This window comes from Aeromonas sp. V90_14 (assembly GCF_029967615.1).
Classification (GTDB): Bacteria; Pseudomonadota; Gammaproteobacteria; order Enterobacterales; family Aeromonadaceae; genus Aeromonas; species Aeromonas hydrophila.
Window position 1 is genome coordinate 155,927 of record NZ_JASCAS010000034.1, and the last position, 16,872, is coordinate 172,798.

Genomic DNA, 16,872 nt, shown 5'->3' on the forward strand with positions numbered 1-16,872 from the left:
TCTTAAGTGGCTGAATTAACATCAGAACAATTAAAACCTGTTTTTTCGATTGAACAGTTTCCTGCCCTCAGCGAACTCGAACCCATTCCTTTTGCCGCCTTGCAACCTAGAGCCATTTCCGGCATCAAGCGTCTCGCCAGCTTTGATGGCGACTGCCCGGTCATGCTGCTCAACGGTTTTCCCGGGGTGGATTATGAAGGCGTTTGCCAAACGCTGATCGCCGCCTCCAACGGCAAGGATGGCGACCTGTTCGATCTCTGCTACACCGAGAATCTGAACAATCCGTTCAAACCCATCTGGCTGCGCCTGCAACCCGGCACCGGCTTCGAGTTCTGTGAAATGGTCGGCGAATTGCTCAAGCTGATGAGCCATCATCTGGATGCCGAGCGCCTGGTCACCCGCATCATGCGCAAGCAGAACAACGATCCCAAGATCGATGACTTCCTCTCCGATCTGGCGGCGCACGTGGCACAGGGGCTCGAATTTCAACATCCGGTACTCATCAACCTGCTGATCCACCATGAAGAGCAGGAAGCGCCGGTCATCTATGGGCGGGATTTGAACTGGGATACCCTGTTTGGCTCCATCAACTATCAGACCGAGCAAGGTTCGGTCTATGCCAACCAGCACCTGCTGGAACCAGGTCTGCTGCGTCAGGCCAACGGCGGCTATCTGATTTTGCAACTGGATGAGCTGCTGGACCAGCCCCACCTCTGGTTCAAGCTCAAGAACGCGATGCAAAAAGGCGAGCTGGACTGGAACGCCTATCAGGAAGGTAAGACCCTGACCCCCTTCTTCACCCCGGAAGCCACCCCCATCAAGCTCAAGCTGATCCTGGTCGGCGATCGGTTGGATGTGGCCGAGTTCCAAATGCTGGACCGCGACATGTCCGAGCGCATCTTCCTGCGCGCAGATCTGGTCTCCGAGGTGAACATTGAAGAGGATCTGCCCGATTATCTTCAGTATCTGGCCTGGCTGCGCGAGCGCTGGGAGCTGCTGGACTTCACCCCGGCCGCCCTCGCCGCCCTTTGCCGCCACGCCAGCCGGCTGTGCGACCACCAGGAGTGGCTGTCACTCTCCGAGGTGCAACTTTCTGCCATCATGCGGATGGCCGACAGCCTAGCACGCGAGCTGGAAGCGGACGTCGTCACCGACGAGCACATTCGCGGCGCGCTGGAAGAGCAGGATTATCGCCTCAACTATCTGGTCGAGCAGTCCGATCAGGGCGTCATCGACGGCCAGATCCTGCTGCAGACCGACGGTGAGGAAGTGGGCCAGATCAACGGCCTCTCCGTCATCCAGGTCTCAGGGCATCCCTATGATTTTGGCGAGCCGGTGCGTCTCACCGCCACCGTGCATCTGGGGGATGGCGATGTGGCGGACATCGAGCGCAAAGCGGAGCTTGCCGGCCATATCCACGCCAAGGCGATGATGATCATCCACGGTTATCTCTCCAACAAGTTTGGGGCCGAGAACCCTTCCCCGCTGTCGGCCAACCTGGTGTTCGAGCAGTCCTACCATGAAATCGATGGTGACAGCGCCTCGTTGACCGGTCTGTGTGCCCTGCTCTCTGCCCTCGCCCGCCAGCCCATCTACCAGCACTTTGCGGTGACCGGCGCGGTCGATCAGTTCGGCAATGTGCAGGCCGTCGGTGGCGTCAACGAGAAGATCGAAGGCTTCTTCCGGGTGTGCAAGATCCATGGTCTCACTGGCAAACAAGGGATCCTGCTGCCTGGCACCAATGCCCAGCAGCTCAACCTGTCCGATGAGGTGATTGCAGCCGTCGAAGCCGGCCAGTTCCATATCCATCCGGTGGATCATGTGGAAGAGGCCATCGAGCTTCTGACCGGTTGTGTTGCCGGTGAGCCGGATATGCCGGATACCTTGTTCGGCCGGATCCAGCAGCGGCTGGATGAGCTCAACGGCACCGACGTCATCAAGGGGGGCGTGCTGCGCCGCCTGCTTGGTCGAGTGTTCGGACGGTGAGAAAAGAAGTGATCGGAGTTGTTTAGCGAACAACTGTACGCTAAATTGGCCCGGCTTTGACCCATTTGAAGGATAAACAGCGTGACCGTAGACAATACAACCATTGATGCCCGCCTTTCCCTGTGTGAACAAGGCAAAGACTCGTTTACCCGTGAAGAGCTGCTCGCCTGCAGCCGTGGCGAACTGTTTGGTGAGGGTAACAGTCAGCTGCCTGCCCCCAACATGTTGATGATGGATCGCATCGTCAAGATCAATGACAACGGTGGTGAGCATGGCAAGGGCGAAATCCTGGCAGAGCTCGATATCACGCCGGATCTCTGGTTCTTCGATTGCCACTTCCCGGGTGATCCGGTCATGCCTGGCTGTCTCGGTCTGGATGCCATGTGGCAACTGGTCGGTTTCTTCCTGGGCTGGAAAGGCGGCCCCGGCAAGGGTCGTGCACTGGGGGTTGGCGAGGTGAAATTCACCGGCCAGATCCTGCCGACCGCCAAGAAAGTGACCTACAAGATCACCTTCAAACGCGTCATCAACCGCAAGCTGGTGATGGGGATCGCCGATGGCGTGGTGGAAGTGGATGGTCGCCCGATCTACAGCGCAACCGATCTGAAAGTGGGTCTGTTCAAGGACACCACCGCATTCTAAGTGCTGACCTTCAGGTCGAACTGAACAACGTAAAGGGGCCATCATGGCCCCTTTCCTTTTGCAATGAGTGATGAAGTACCGGCTACTTCATGAAGAGGCCTGAGCCCCGCCCTTCCATGGCATCACGCCAACCACCAAGCCAATGCCCACGGGCATCCAGGCATTGATACGGACACGCTTCTTTCTGTTTGCCGACCACGCCAGCCTGATAACCACGAGCACGAGCTCTTTCCAGACGGTCCCGTTTTTGTCTCTTCATCATCTACGACCCTCTTCCGTGGAACAAAAAAAGCGACCAATTTTTCATCGGTCGCTTTCATCTTTACCCCAGGGGGTCGGCAGGGTCAAACAAAAAATTTCATGCTATCTGGTCATTGTGACACAAGACACTGAACCGCATTAATTTTTAGTGACACAACTTTTTAGCGCTGGAAACGGCGCAGCCAGGCGAATGGCAGGGCCAGCAGAGTCAACCAGAACAGGCTGCCACCACCGCTGCCGCCATCCTGACCGGTCTGGTTGTTGACCGGTGCGTTGGCGACCAAATAACCGGCCGGATCGTTGTTCTTGTAGTCGGTTACCACCGGCGCCAGCTTGACGCTGACCACGGTAGCATTGGTGCGGTTGTTCAGATCGCTCTCACTGTTGTAGCGATAAGCCGTGGCCGCGACGGTACCGTTGCTGCTGATGCCGCTGGCATAAGCGATGTGGTAGTAGTAACCGTGCTGGGCACACTGCTTGGCACCCGCATCATCCAGACCGCAGATGAGATCGTTCAGATACCAGTTGTTGCCGGTCGCCGCGTTGAGCAGGAAGCCTTCCTGCATGCGGTTGGTGCCGTTGACCACGGGCTGGGTCTGATGGCGGGAATCACGCCAGCCAACCACCATGTTGTGGTTGTTGATGGCGGCCGCTTCCGAGCCGGAGCCGCTGAGCGGCTTGTCCTGCAGGGAGACCACGGCGTTGGTGGTCGGCGTGTTCAGGTTGAACACGAACATCTCGACCGGGCGGTTCTGGCCCTTGTTGATGCGATAGAGCTGGTTGCCTATCACATAACCGTTGTCGTTGACCCCCACGGCCCAGCTGTGTTGCAGCTTGGCGTCATCCTTGCCGGGCTCGCCTTCGGCCAGCGGGATGATCTGGGTAGTGCCTACCTTGCTGCCATCCAGATCCAGCGTCCAGTAAGCGGCCAGGTTGCGACCATCAAGGTAGTTGGTGCCGATCTCACCGGTGGAGGAGTACCCTACCCCGTACAGATTGCCGTTGAATTTACCCACCCCAAGCGCGGAGGCGGTCTGCACCACTTCGTTGCGGGCGCGGGCATACTCGTTGGCCTGCAGCAGCTTGTTGAATGTGCCGGTACTGTTGACCAGCCAGAAGCTGGCCTGGGTGTTGAGGCCCGGGCAGTAGCGGTAGTCGCCGTACTGGCCGTCGTTGCCGGCAAAGCACCAGTTGTAGGTTTCGGAGTTGACGGCAATGTTCTTGCCAGTGGCGGCGGTACCGGTCACCAGATACTGACCGTTGTCCAGTTTCTTGATGCTGGTCGGCACGCTCAGGCTGTGAGTGCCGGCGCCGTCTTTCAGCTCGACGGGGTTGCCCTCCTCGACCACGGCGAAGGCAGTGCGCAGCTTGCCACTCATCTTGTAGCCCGCCCGGGTGCCGGGTACGTCGCCCAGCGCGGTCACCAGACCGTCGGTCTCGCCCAGCTGCACGTAACCTACGTTGTTGCGCTGGTCGACCCCGTCAAGGAAGTCACGACGCCACTGATAGGCGAAGTTGCTGTTGTCGTTCCAGAAGGAGTTGCAGACCGAGTTGGAGAGCATGCAGCCCTGCTCGAAACGGAAACGATCGACCAGGAAGTCGGCGAAACGCACGGTCGAGAAGTGCTCGGCCATGTTGTTCTTGGTATTGATCCCGATGAGCCCGTTGCCGTCACCGCTGATCCCGCTGGCGTAACCCTTGTCGGACCCATCGACAATGGTGAAAAAGGGATTTTGTGCCGCCTGGGCATGCAGGCTGGCGCTGACCAGAATGGCCAGCATGGATAATTGCTTTTTCATCTACTTCCTTAGTCCTGATGTTTCAACGCTTCCAACTCCTCCCAACGGGAGAAGGCTTGTTCCAATGCAGCCTCTGCTGCATTCAGGGCATCCAGTTTGGCTTGAGTCTGGTCGCTCGGCAGGGAGAAGAAACCGGGGTGGTTGATCTCGGTCTGCAGGGCATCCAGCTCTGCCTCCAGCTGTTCCAGTCGAGCCGGTAGATTATCCAGCTCCAGCTGCAACTTGTAAGAGAGCTTTTTGGTTTTTGTGGCAGCAGGCGCCGGCGCCACGACAGGCTCTGGCGTTTTGCTCTGCGCCTGTTTGGCGACGTGCTGCGCAGACTGCTGTGCCTGTTGTTGAGCACGGGTAGCCATCATGTCGGCGTAACCGCCCACATAATCGCTGATCTGCCCGTCCCCTTCAAACAACCAGCAACCGGTCACGGTATTGTCGATGAAACGACGATCGTGGCTCACCAGCAACAGGGTGCCGGGGTAGTCCGCCAGCAGTTCTTCCAGCAATTCCAGCGTTTCGACATCCAGGTCGTTGGTTGGTTCATCGAGGATCAGTAAATTACTGGGCTTCAAGAACAATTTGGCCAACAGTAAACGGTTTTTTTCGCCCCCTGACAAGGCTTTCACCGGGGTGCGTGCCCGTTTTGGTTCAAACAGGAAGTCCTGCAGGTAACCGAGAATGTGGCGGGAGCGGCCGCGCACCATCACTTCCTGCTTGCCCTCCCCGACGTTGTCCACCACCGTCTTCTCGGGATCGAGCTGCTCGCGGTACTGATCGAAGTAGGCCACCTCCAGATTGGTGCCCCCCTTGACCGTGCCACGACTTGGGCTCAACTGGCCAAGCAGCAGCTTGATCAGAGTCGACTTGCCGCAACCGTTGGGGCCGACCAGCGCAATCTTGTCGCCGCGCAGCACCTGCAGATCCAGCCCCTGGAACAGGGTGCGATCACCAAAGTCCAGCCCCAGGCCTTCACTCTCAAATACCAGCTTGCCGGATCGGCTTGCCTCATCCAGCTGCAGCTTGGCCTTGCCCTGCAGTTCACGGCGCTGGGTCCGCTCCATCCGCATCGCCTTGAGGGCGCGCACTCGCCCCTCATTGCGGGTACGACGGGCCTTGATCCCCTGGCGTACCCACACCTCTTCCTGGGCCAGCTTGCGATCGAATTCGGCGTTCTTGAGCTCTTCGACCCGCAACCACTCCTCTTTCCCCTGCAGGTACTCGTCGTAGTTTCCGGGCCAGGAGGTGATCACGCCGCGGTCCAGATCGATGATCCGGGTCGCCAGCTTGTGGATGAATTCCCGGTCGTGGGAGATGAAGACGATGGCGCCGCGAAAATCCTTGAGGAACTCTTCCAGCCAGTTGATGGCATCGATGTCCAGGTGGTTGGTCGGCTCGTCCAGCAGCAGCAGATCCGGATCGCAGGCCAGCGCGCGAGCCAGTGCCACCTTGCGCAGCCAGCCGCCGGAGAGGCTGTCGAGGGTCACGTCGGGATCCAGACCCAGCAGGGTCAGCACCTGGTTGATGCGAGTCTCGAACTGCCAGCCATTCTGGTAGTCGAGCTGCTCCTGCAGCTGGCTCATCTTGCGGATGTTGGCATCGGAGGCATCGTGTGCCAGTTCCATGGAGATATGGTGATACTGCTTGAGCAGCTCCCCTACCCCGGCCAGCCCTTCGGCGGCGTAGTCAAACACGGTGAGCTCGCTCGACGCGGGGGGATCCTGCTCGAGACGGGTCACTTTCAAATCTTGTTGCAGCACCAGACGACCGTCATCTAGCGGCAGTTCGCCGGCGATGACCTTCATCAGGGTGGACTTGCCCGCTCCGTTGCGCCCCACCAGACAGAGGCGCTCGCCCCGCTCGATGGTGAGCTCGGCCTGATCGAGCAGCGGAAAATCACTGAACGACAACGATGCGCCGTGCAATGTCAAAAGAGCCATTCTTGTTCCTTATTGCTAATGAAAAAACGGGTGGCAGACTGGATCTCCCCCCGTTTCATCGTCAAATCGCCCGCTCACCCCTGCCTGGCAAGCCACGCTTGCAGCTCAGCCAGGGTGAAGGGCCAACCCAGTTCACGCCCCGCCTCATCGCGCAGTACCGGAATGCGGACCCGATAGGTTGCCAGCCACTGCTCATCATCCATGATGTCGCACTGGCGAGTGTCGGCCGCAAGACCGGCCTGCTCCACCAGCGCCCACGCCTGTTCGCACAGGTGGCAGCCGTCGGTGTGAAACAGGGTCAGCATCAGGTCTGGGCCTCCGCATGGGTGATGATCCAGCAGTTGTGGATATGCTGGTTGCGCTCGAAATCCTTGGGCCGGGTCTTGCCGGTGATGTTCTGGGCCTTGAAACCGATCGCCTCGAGACCGGCCAGATCCATCTTGAAGTGGCGCTTGTTGTTGGAGAACACCAGGGTGCCACCCGCAGCCAGCAGCCGCTTCAGGTGCTGCATCAGCAGCAGGTGATCGCGCTGCACATCGAAGCTCTCGTCCATCCGCTTGGAGTTGGAGAAGGTGGGCGGATCGATGAAGATGAGGTCGTACTGCTCGTCCGCCTCGGAGAGCCACTTCAGGCAGTCGGCCTGCACGAACTTGTGCTCTCGGCCCACCAGCGAGTTGAGGCGCATGTTGTCTTGTGCCCAGTTGAGGTAGGTGCGCGACATGTCCACCGTGGTGGTTTCGCTGGCACCGCCGAGCCCCGCGTGCACGGTGGCACTGCCGGTGTAGGCAAACAGGTTCAGGAAGCGCTTGCCCTTGGCCATCTGACCCAGCATGCGGCGGGTCTGACGGTGGTCGAGGAACAGCCCGGTGTCGAGATAGTCATAGAGATTGACCCACAGACGGGCGCCATACTCCTGCACTTCCATCCGGTGTTGCTCTTCGGAGAGCTTCTGATACTGCTGTTTGCCTTCCTGACGCTCGCGCACCTTCAGGATCACCTTCTCGCCGTCCATGCCGGTCACCTTGATGGCGGCCTGCACCATGTCGAGCAGACGCTGACGAGTCTTCTGGGCGGGAATGTCCTTGGGCGCCGCGTACTCCTGCACCACCAGATAGTCCTGATAACGGTCGATGGCGGCGTTGTATTCCGGCAGATCGGCATCGTAGAGGCGATAGCAGTCGAGGTTCTCTTTCTGTGCCCACTTCTCCAGTGTCTTCAGATTCTTGCGCAGACGGTTGGCAAAGTCCTGCGCCACCTCTTTCTGGGAAGCAACGGAGTCCTGTGCAATCTGGTAGTTGCGCAGCTGACACTCGAGGGCGCCGTTGAACAGGCGGTATTGCTTGTCGGCGCGCAGACGTAGGCAGCTCAAGAGCTCGGGGGATGCGGAAAGAATGGAGACTTTCCAGCCCTGGAAGCTGCGACGCAGGGCATCGCCGAGGGCCTGGTGGACTTCCAGCAGGGCCGGGAACTCGCCAAGACGCTCGCCATAGGGGGGGTTTGAGATCAGCATGCCGACCTGACGAGCCTCCCCTTCCACTGCCGGCATCGGCAGCGGGTTTTCCAGCGCAGTGACGTCGGCCTGTTTGAAGGTGATGAGATGGGCCACGCCGGCGGCTTTGGCGTTGTCGCGGGCTTTGAGCAGCACGCGGCTGTCGGCATCGCAACCGAACAGCTTCACTTCACAGCGCTGCATGCCGCGCTTGGCCCGTACCTGAGCCTCCATCAGCAAGCTCTGCCACAGTTCGCTGTCATGTTGCAGCCAGCGATCGAACCCGAAACGCTCGCGGCGCAGGGCCGGTGCCATGTCGGCGGCGATAAAGGCGGCTTCCACCAGCAGCGTACCGGAACCGCACATGGGGTCCATCATGGGCTCGCCGGCCCAGCCGCTACGGGCAATCATGGCGCAGGCCAGGTTCTCTTTGAGTGGCGCCTCGCCGGTGCCCTGACGATAGAAGCGCTGATGCAGCGCCGGGCCTGACAAGTCCAGCGTGATATTGGCCTTGCCCTTGCCCAGGTGCGCCATGATGCGAATATCCGGCGACTTCTTGTCCACGTCAGGACGCACGTGACCGCGCTTGGTGAAGCGATCGACGATGGCATCCTTGATCTTCAGGGCGCCGTACTGGGTATTGCGAATGGCCGGATTGGTACCGGTAAAGTCCACGGCAATGGTGGAGGTACCGGAGAAGTGCTCTTCCCAGGGAATGGTGTGAGCACCCAGATAGAGATCCAGGTCGTCATTCATCTGGAACTCGGACAGCACCAGCACGATGCGGGAGGCGAAACGGCTCCACAGACAGGCCTTGTAGCCAGTGGCCAGTTCGCCTTTGAAATGCACGCCAGCCACGGTCTCACGGACCTGCTCTGCGCCCAGGTTGGTCAGCTCGACGGCCAACAGGTTTTCCAGCCCTTTGGGGCAGGTTGCAAAAAATTCTTTCATCACGCTCACGGGGAACCCATAAAAATAGTGCAGCATTATACCTTAAGCCGCGATCCGGAGCAGCAAAAGCTTGCCAGTGACGACATAAACCGAGGGTATCTGACATGCGCCGCCTCCGACCTTTTGGCCGTTCTGGCGAGGCATGCGCGCAGGAAGGATCTCACGAATAAAAAATGTACCAGCCGCTCGGCAAGTTCAAACCATAACCAGGTGTACTCCTGTCATCTCTCATTGACACGGCATTACTTTGCTGAGGCTGCAACCATATATGACATGGCCATGGTCAGGAATAGGTGAGCTATCCCGCTGCCATATCTGACAGGCGTCAAACAAGACTCAACTCGTTATTATTTCCCACGACAGAGCAAGTCCTTTCTGTAAACCCCGTGTTTGGCTCTCCCGTTATCGTCCGTAAACGGGAGGGCTATTTTTTCCTCCTCTCTCTGTTCATATCGCTATTGTCCGACTGTCACATCTATCAGGTTTCAAGAGAAACTACAGGATTTAGAATAACCCCGTGTTGTTGATACAACCGCTTATTCCTCCTGTAGTGTGTGTTTGCCGCCCTCTTATCAAATTGATTGGAGGGCATTTTTTGCACAAAAGCAGTCACCTGAAATAATCAAGGCTAATGATAGGAACAGAATGGGGACGAGTGAATGTTCATCAGGATGAACTGAATGAGAGGATAAAGGCTTGCTATAAAATAACCCGAGGTTCAACTCACCTGGCGATATTGAGCCTGTGCCACCGGCCTTGGGCTCATGCGATTGTTCATCACCTTGATAACACCAAAACGGGGCAGTGTCTTGCTGGTGGTCAATATGAGATCGTCAGTCAAGTTTAAACAGACGCTGGCCTGCTCACCTGCCTCGATCACCAGAAACTCCCCTTTGCCGTGAGGAGTGCCCATGCACACCAGCGCACCGGTTTCAGGAATAATGGCGGGGTGGGTTTCCCCAAAGAACCAGCTTTGTGGCATCAGGGGTTTGTAAAAGCGGCTGACGGCGATGGCATTGAGTACCAGCTGAACCTGATGTGGTACGCTCCATTCCAGTTCGGCAACCCTGTCCATCAGCTGATAATAGAGCGCTGCATCATCCACGCAAAAAGGCTGGGTGGTGAAGGAGCTTGGCACCAATTGTCGCCCTTTATATTCGGTGGCGAAGATCATGCGATCGGATAAATCCAGCATCAGACGATCATCATGAGCATCATAATGCCACTGCCAATTGTCATTGGGTTGGATACACATGCAGGTGCCCTTACTGAAAGTCGTTACTCGACTTTATTCCATGTCGAGAATTTCAGCAACTTTAAATAAAGGGCACCGATTTATTTCTTATATATGGGTCACAATCTCTTTGACCAGATCCGGGCCCTTATAAATAAAGCCGCTGTAAATCTGGACCAGACTGGCACCCGCTGCCAGCTTCTCGCGGGCCGCCATGGCACTGTCGATGCCACCAACGCCAATAATGGGCAGCGCACCATCCAGTGCCTTGGCCAGCTGGCGGATCACTTCGGTGCTCTTGTGCTGCAAGGGACGACCGCTGAGGCCACCCGCTTCAGCTGCATGGGGCATGTCATAAATCATGTCGCGCTCAAGGGTAGTATTGGTGGCAATGACCCCATCAATGTCGTTTTTTATCAAGGATGCGGCCACCTGATTAATTTCATCCGGAGTCAAATCCGGCGCAATTTTAACGGCCAGTGGCACGTATTTCTTATATTGCGCGGCCAGCTCCTGCTGACGAACCTTGAGGGCGGCCAACAGTTCATCCAGCGCATCGCCATATTGCAGCGAACGCAACCCCGGCGTATTGGGGGAAGAGATATTGACGGCAATATAACCGGCATGGTCATACACCTTGTCCATGCAGATCAGGTAATCATCCTTGCCCTGCTCGATGGGGGTGTCCTTGTTCTTGCCGATATTGATGCCGATCACCCCCTGATATTTGGCCTTCTTGACCTGGGCAACCAGATGGTCAACCCCTTTGTTGTTGAAACCCATCCGGTTGATGATCCCCTCTGCCGGAATCACCCGGAACAGACGCGGCTTGTCATTGCCGCTCTGGGGTCTGGGGGTGACGGTACCGACCTCGATAAACCCGAATCCCATGGCCCCGAAGGCATCGATACACTCGCCATCCTTGTCCAGACCGGCCGCCAGCCCCACCGGATTGGCAAAAGAAAGCCCCATGACAGTGACGGGGCGTTTGGGCAAGGAGTGGCGGAAGAAACAATCAAGCGGCGTACCGAGAAGGCGGGGCAGATATTTGATGGAGAGATCGTGCGCCTGTTCCGGGTTGAGCTTGAACAGGAAATGCCTGGCGAGAGGGTACAGCATGTTTGCTCCTTAAAAAAAGCCCCGGCAACTGGCCGGGGCTTTGGGTGTGATACCGCTGTCATGCCTTAACTGGCAATTACAGTGCTCGGCAATTCAACTGGAGCAGGTTCAACTCCCGCAAGGCCACCGAGAACTTGGCGAACTCGTGGGTACTGGTGGTCTTGAAGTCGGCCAACATGTGGGTCCAACGGGACAAGAGTTGCTCATGCTCCGAAATCCAGTCGGCCAGTATGGTAGCGCATTCTCCCTGATCTTTGCACCCTTCCAGCACCACGGAAGTGAGGCTGCGCTGCTGCCAGTCCAGATCTTCGCGGAAGGAGGCCCGCGCCATCGCCTGCCAGTGGTTGCCCACCGGTTGATGGTTGATCTGGTCGAGGAACCAGTGCAGATCCAGCTTGGCACCGAGGCGATAGTAGACGTTGGCGGCACGCAGGATGTCGGTCTTGTGCTCCGCGGCGATCTGCGCCAGATCCAGGCTGGAGAAGAGGCTGCTCATGTGGGCCACCTGACGGGCGATGGCTTGTGGCACTTGCTTGGCCACCAACGCCGCGACCGCCTGCTGGTGTTCGGCCACTTCGCTCTCGTCCATCACCTCGTAGAGGTGCTGCCCCAGCGTCTCGAAGGCCGGACGGAAGAAGGCGATGTTCTCGCTGATGCTCCAGCTCCGATTGCGGGCGCGCAGGAACCAGCGGGTGGCGCGGCGCACGATGCGACGGCTGTAGAACATCAGCTCGAGCTGGGTCTCTGCCCCCACCAGGTTGTCGCACCCTTCGATGTCACGCCACAGCTGGTTGAGGCCGAATACCTCGCGGGCCATGGCGAAGCAGCAGGCCACTTCCGCCACCGAGGCACCGGTCTCGTCCTTCATCCGGCTGGCGAAGTTGAGCCCCATGTCGTTGACCAGCATGTTGGCCACCCGGGTCGCGATGATCTCGCCGCGCAGCGGATGCTGGGCCAGTGCCGCCCCGAACTGCTGCTGCAGCTTGGCCGGGAAGCTGGTCACCAGCATGTTGGCGAGGAAGGGCTCGTCGGTCACTTCCGGGCAGTTGAGCTGCTCTTTCAGTACCATCTTGCCATAGGCCACCAGCACCGCCAGTTCGGGACGGGTCAGCCCCTGCCCCGCCGCCATCCGCTCGGAGAGCTCCTCGTCGGAGGGCAGGAACTCCAGGGCGCGGTCCAGCTTGCCTTCCCGCTCCATCCCCTGGATGAAACGCTGCTGCTCCTTGAGCTGCTCGGCGCCGCGGAAACTGGTCACCGAGATGGACTGGGACTGGCGATAGGCGTTGGTGATGACGATCTGCGCCACGTCGTCGGTCATCTCATAGAGCATCTGGTTGCGCTGCTTGAGGGTCAGGTCACCGGCCGCCACCAGCTGGTTCAGCAGGATCTTGATGTTCACCTCGTTGTCGGAGCAATCCACCCCGCCCACGTTGTCGGTGAAGTCGGTGTTGATGCGACCGCCCTGGCTGGCGTACTCCACCCGGCCCAGCTGGGTAAAGCCGAGGTTGCCGCCCTCACCCACGATGCGGGCCCGCAGATCGCGGCCATTGACCCGCAGCACGTCGTTGCTGCGATCGCCCACTTCGGCGTCGCTTTCGCGGGAACTCTTCACATAGGTGCCGATGCCACCGTTCCACAGCAGATCCACGTTCAGGCAGAGCAGCGCCTTGATCAGTTCGTTTGGCGCCATGCTGGCCTTGTCGGTACCGAGCAGGGTCTGGATCTCGGGGCTCAGCTTGATGGACTTGGCCGAGCGCAGGAAGATGCCGCCCCCTTGTGATATCAGCTCCCGGTTGTAGTCATCCCAGCTGGAGCCGGGCAGCTCGAACAGGCGCTTGCGCTCGACGAAGCTCTTGGCCGCATTGGGGGTCGGGTCGATGAAGATGTGCATGTGGTTGAAGGCGCCCACCAGCTGGGTGTGCTCGGAGAGCAGCATGCCGTTGCCGAACACGTCCCCCGCCATGTCGCCGATTCCGACGCAGGTGAAGTCGGTGGTCTGGCAGTTGACGCCGATCTCGCGAAAATGCCGCTTGACCGATTCCCAGGCACCGCGGGCGGTGATGCCCATCTTCTTGTGGTCATAGCCGACCGAGCCGCCGGAGGCGAACGCGTCACCCAGCCAGTGGCCGTATTCCAGGCTTATCTCGTTGGCAATGTCGGAGAAGGTCGCGGTGCCCTTGTCGGCGGCCACCACCAGGTAGTAGTCATCCTCGTCGTGACGCACCACGGATTTCGGCGGGATCACCTCGCCGCCGATGATGTTGTCGGTCACATCGAGCAGGCCGCGGATGAACAGGCGATAGCAGGCCTTGCCCTCTTCCTGGATGGCGGCACGGGGGGCCCCCGCCGGCATCTGCTTGCAGTAGAAGCCGCCCTTGGCGCCGACCGGCACGATGACGGTGTTCTTCACCTGCTGGGCTTTTACCAGACCCAGCACTTCGGTACGGAAGTCCTCCTTGCGATCGGACCAGCGCAGACCGCCACGGGCCACCTTGCCCCAGCGCAGGTGCACCCCTTCCACCCGCGGCGAGTAGACGAAGATCTCGAACTTGGGCAGCGGCAGCGGCATGTCGGTGATGCTGGAGGGGGCCAGCTTGAAGGAGATGTAGGGCTTGATGTTGCCCGCCTTGTCCAGCTGGTAGTAGTTGGTGCGCAGGGTGGCGTCGATCATCTCCACATAGCGGCGGATGATGCGATCGTCATCCAGGTTGGCGACCTGATCCAGCTTGGCGGCGAGCTGCTCGTGCAGCTTGGCCTGCACCTTGGCGTCCTGCTTGCCGGCCGGATCCAGGCGCTGTTCGAACAGGGTGAACAACAGCTGGGCGATATCCGGGTAGCGGGTCAGGGTCTCTTCGATATAGGACTGACTGAAGGAGACGCCGGTCTGACGCATGTATTTGGCATAGGCGCGCAGTACCGAGACCTGACGACCGGTGAGGCCGGCCCCCAGCACCAGGCGGTTGAAGCCGTCATCTTCCAGCTGCTTGTTCCAGATGGCGGCGAAGGCCTGCTGGAAGCGCTGCTGGCTCTGCTCCAGATCGAACGGCTGCTCACCATGCAGCAGCATGGAGAAGTCGAGGATCCAGAAGATGTCGCCCGCCGGGGTGCGCACCTGATACGGGGTCTCGCCGATGACGCGCAGCCCCATGTTTTCCAGCATGGGCAGCACATCGGAGAGGTGGATGGGTTCGGTGCGGTGGAACAGTTTGAGGCGAACCCGGCGATCGTTCTCCTCCTCCTGGGCACGGTAGAACAGCATGCCGAGCGGGTTGACCTCGCTCAGGTTGTCCAGCTCCATGATGTCGGCCACGGCGGAACCCGGCAGCACGTCTTCCTTGTAGGCGCGGGGGAAGGCAGTGCTGAAACGGCGGCGCAGTTCGTTGCCGCGGGCTTCACCGTAGTGAGAGAGCAGCACGGAGTCGAGGCGATCATCCCAGCTGCGGGCCGCTTCAATCAGGTTGTTCTGTACTTCGTTCACATCCACATCCACGTTGTTGTTGTTGACCCGCACTATGTAGTGGGTCCGTGCCAGCACGCCCTCGGTGAAGTAGACGTTGAACTCCACCTCTTCGCTGCTGCCAAAATACTTCTGCAGGATCTGCTGGGTCTTGACCCGCAGCGCCGTGTTGTAGCGCTCCTTGGTGACGTAGACCATGCAGGAGAAGAAACGGCCGTACACGTCGCGGCGCACGAACAGGCGCAGCATGTCGCGCTCCTGCATCTCCAGCACGCCAAGACCGGTGGCCAGCAGCTCCTCTTCACGGGCCTGGATCAGCTCGTCGCGCGGGTAGGTTTCCAATACGTTCAGCAGCGCCTTGTAGGCGTGGGAGCCCTTCTCGTGACCGGAGGCGGCCATGATGTGCTCGAGACGGTGACTGATGAGCGGGATCTGGGTCGCGCTGGTGTTGTAGATGGAGGAGGCATACAGGCCGATGAAGCGATCCTCTCCCACCACCTTGCCGTGCTCGTCGAAGCGCTTGATGCCGATGTAGTCCACATACGCCGGGCGATGCACCCGCGACTTGCTGTTGGACTTGGTGAGGATCAGCAAATCAGAACTCAGCGCCGCGTGACGGGCACTGGCGGGCATGTTGCCAAGTCGCTGCCCCACTTCCTTGATGGAGTTCTTCATCAGACCCAGGCTGGAGTCGGCCTGGGGCAGGATCTCGTGATCCCCCTCCACCGCCTTGACGTCGTAGCGGCGATAGCCCATCAGGGTGAAGTTATGGGCGGCTACCCACTTGAGGAAGGCAACGCAGGAGTCCACTTCGGCCTGACCGACCGGGTTCTTGCGTTTGGGCAGCTCGTCGATGATCTCGTTCAGGCGCGCCAGCATCGGCTGCCAGTCACCGACTGCCAGCGCCACTTCACCGGCCACCGAGTTGAGCTCGGCGGTCAGCCCTTCCATCTGCTCCTCGCTGGTGAGGTGATCGATTTCGATGAGGAAGGCGGTCTCGACGGAGGTCTGTTCGGCACTGTTGTCGATATCCAGAATGGCGCTGATCTTGCCTTCGTTGCCGCGAATGAGGTGCAGCGGCTGGTGCAGCATCATGTGCGCCGTGATGCCCCGGCGCTTGAGCGCCATGCGGATGGAGTCCACCAGGAAGGGGGAGTCCTGCAGAATGATCTCGACGATGGTATGGGGAGACTGCCAGCCATGGCGGGTCAGCTCGGGATTGTAGACCCGGATATAGGGCTCTGTGCTGGTGCGCTGGTTGAGCGCATTCCACAGGCTGAGCGCGGCGCCATAGAGATCGCTGTCATTGCGATCGTGCAGATCGGTGCTCGCCATGTTGCCGTAGAACTTGGCGACGAAGCACTCGACCAGGGAGGCACTCTTCTTGGGCAACTTCTGATGGATCAGGCTGAGAACGTTTTCGAGCAGAACTGAGGTAGGGGCGTCTTTCAATGCCATTTCTATATTCCTTATCGGACGACATTAACCACCGACACAGAGACATCCACCCTGGATGCCCACCGGTACAGAGTTGCTGCGAAGTGTAATGTCTTGGATCAAGGAAGGCGAGCAAAGGTGATAATGAGTTGTTAAAAACAAGGGTCAGATCACGCCTTAAGCTGTGAAAAATTTTGCCGTTCTGGCAAAAAACAGAAAATCCCACTGGATGGTTACGGATTTACCGGATAGATAGTGACTGAAAGCAGTGAATTGCGCGGAAATATGTTCAAGTTTTGTTAATTTATGCGTTCGAGGCTGATAAAGCGATAATCATCCTGGGTTTTGAGGCGAAAATAGCCATGTACCCCGCTGATGGCGACGAAAGGCCGGATTTTCTCAATGCCCAGCTCCAGGGTCAGCCCCTGCTCGCTGCGTACCACCAGCCGTTTGGCATGACCCTGATACATCAGCATGACCTCGTCGTGGCTCAGGGACAGGCGAAAGGTAAACTGCTTCACGATGACTCCTCTGATCTGATAAACGACCCGGATGTTGAAAGGGCG

The 16,872-nt window shown here is 58.9% G+C and carries 11 protein-coding genes; 2 read left to right on the forward strand and 9 right to left on the reverse strand.

Going from position 1 to position 16,872, the window contains the following annotated elements:
• Positions 1-6 precede the first annotated feature (6 nt).
• Together QLG02_RS14300 and fabA are read left to right on the forward strand one after the other, a co-directional pair.
• Positions 7-1,986 (forward strand): Lon protease family protein, encoded by a 1,980-nt coding sequence (locus QLG02_RS14300; RefSeq protein ID WP_043122920.1) that lies wholly within the window; start codon positions 7-9, stop codon positions 1,984-1,986.
• Between the two features lie 81 nt (positions 1,987-2,067).
• On the forward strand, positions 2,068-2,628 hold the full coding sequence (fabA, locus tag QLG02_RS14305) for a 3-hydroxyacyl-[acyl-carrier-protein] dehydratase FabA (protein WP_016350690.1): 561 nt from the start codon (positions 2,068-2,070) through the stop codon (positions 2,626-2,628).
• A gap of 82 nt (positions 2,629-2,710) precedes the next feature.
• Here fabA and rmf read toward each other — a convergent pair whose 3' ends face one another.
• The 9 genes from rmf to QLG02_RS14350 all read right to left on the reverse strand — a co-directional run bounded on the left by rmf (position 2,711) and on the right by QLG02_RS14350 (position 16,827).
• A complete protein-coding gene (rmf, locus tag QLG02_RS14310) occupies positions 2,711-2,887 on the reverse strand; it encodes a ribosome modulation factor (RefSeq protein ID WP_010674759.1) in 177 nt (58 codons plus the stop codon).
• A gap of 163 nt (positions 2,888-3,050) precedes the next feature.
• Positions 3,051-4,688 (reverse strand): DUF3466 family protein, encoded by a 1,638-nt coding sequence (locus QLG02_RS14315; protein WP_282465486.1) that lies wholly within the window; start codon positions 4,686-4,688, stop codon positions 3,051-3,053.
• An 8-nt stretch (positions 4,689-4,696) separates the two neighbouring features.
• Positions 4,697-6,619, reverse strand: coding sequence for an ABC transporter ATP-binding protein (locus QLG02_RS14320; RefSeq protein WP_282465487.1), 1,923 nt, complete (start codon positions 6,617-6,619; stop codon positions 4,697-4,699).
• 74 nt (positions 6,620-6,693) lie between these two features.
• On the reverse strand, positions 6,694-6,924 hold the full coding sequence (locus QLG02_RS14325) for a glutaredoxin family protein (RefSeq protein ID WP_017410049.1): 231 nt from the start codon (positions 6,922-6,924) through the stop codon (positions 6,694-6,696).
• Positions 6,924-9,095, reverse strand: a complete 2,172-nt coding sequence (rlmKL, locus tag QLG02_RS14330; protein ID WP_282465488.1) for a bifunctional 23S rRNA (guanine(2069)-N(7))-methyltransferase RlmK/23S rRNA (guanine(2445)-N(2))-methyltransferase RlmL — start codon at positions 9,093-9,095, stop codon at positions 6,924-6,926. The genes QLG02_RS14325 and rlmKL overlap by 1 nt, the downstream gene beginning before the upstream one ends.
• 682 nt (positions 9,096-9,777) lie before the next feature.
• Positions 9,778-10,314 (reverse strand): cell division protein ZapC, encoded by a 537-nt coding sequence (locus QLG02_RS14335; protein ID WP_011706138.1) that lies wholly within the window; start codon positions 10,312-10,314, stop codon positions 9,778-9,780.
• An 87-nt stretch (positions 10,315-10,401) separates the two neighbouring features.
• Positions 10,402-11,412, reverse strand: coding sequence for a quinone-dependent dihydroorotate dehydrogenase (gene pyrD, locus QLG02_RS14340; RefSeq protein WP_103826873.1), 1,011 nt, complete (start codon positions 11,410-11,412; stop codon positions 10,402-10,404).
• 76 nt (positions 11,413-11,488) lie between these two features.
• Positions 11,489-16,327: an NAD-glutamate dehydrogenase gene (locus QLG02_RS14345; RefSeq protein WP_282465489.1), complete on the reverse strand. Its 4,839-nt coding sequence runs from the start codon at positions 16,325-16,327 to the stop codon at positions 11,489-11,491.
• Positions 16,328-16,605: 278 nt separating this feature from the next.
• Positions 16,606-16,827, reverse strand: coding sequence for a DUF2835 domain-containing protein (locus tag QLG02_RS14350; protein WP_005300804.1), 222 nt, complete (start codon positions 16,825-16,827; stop codon positions 16,606-16,608).
• Positions 16,828-16,872 lie beyond the last annotated feature (45 nt).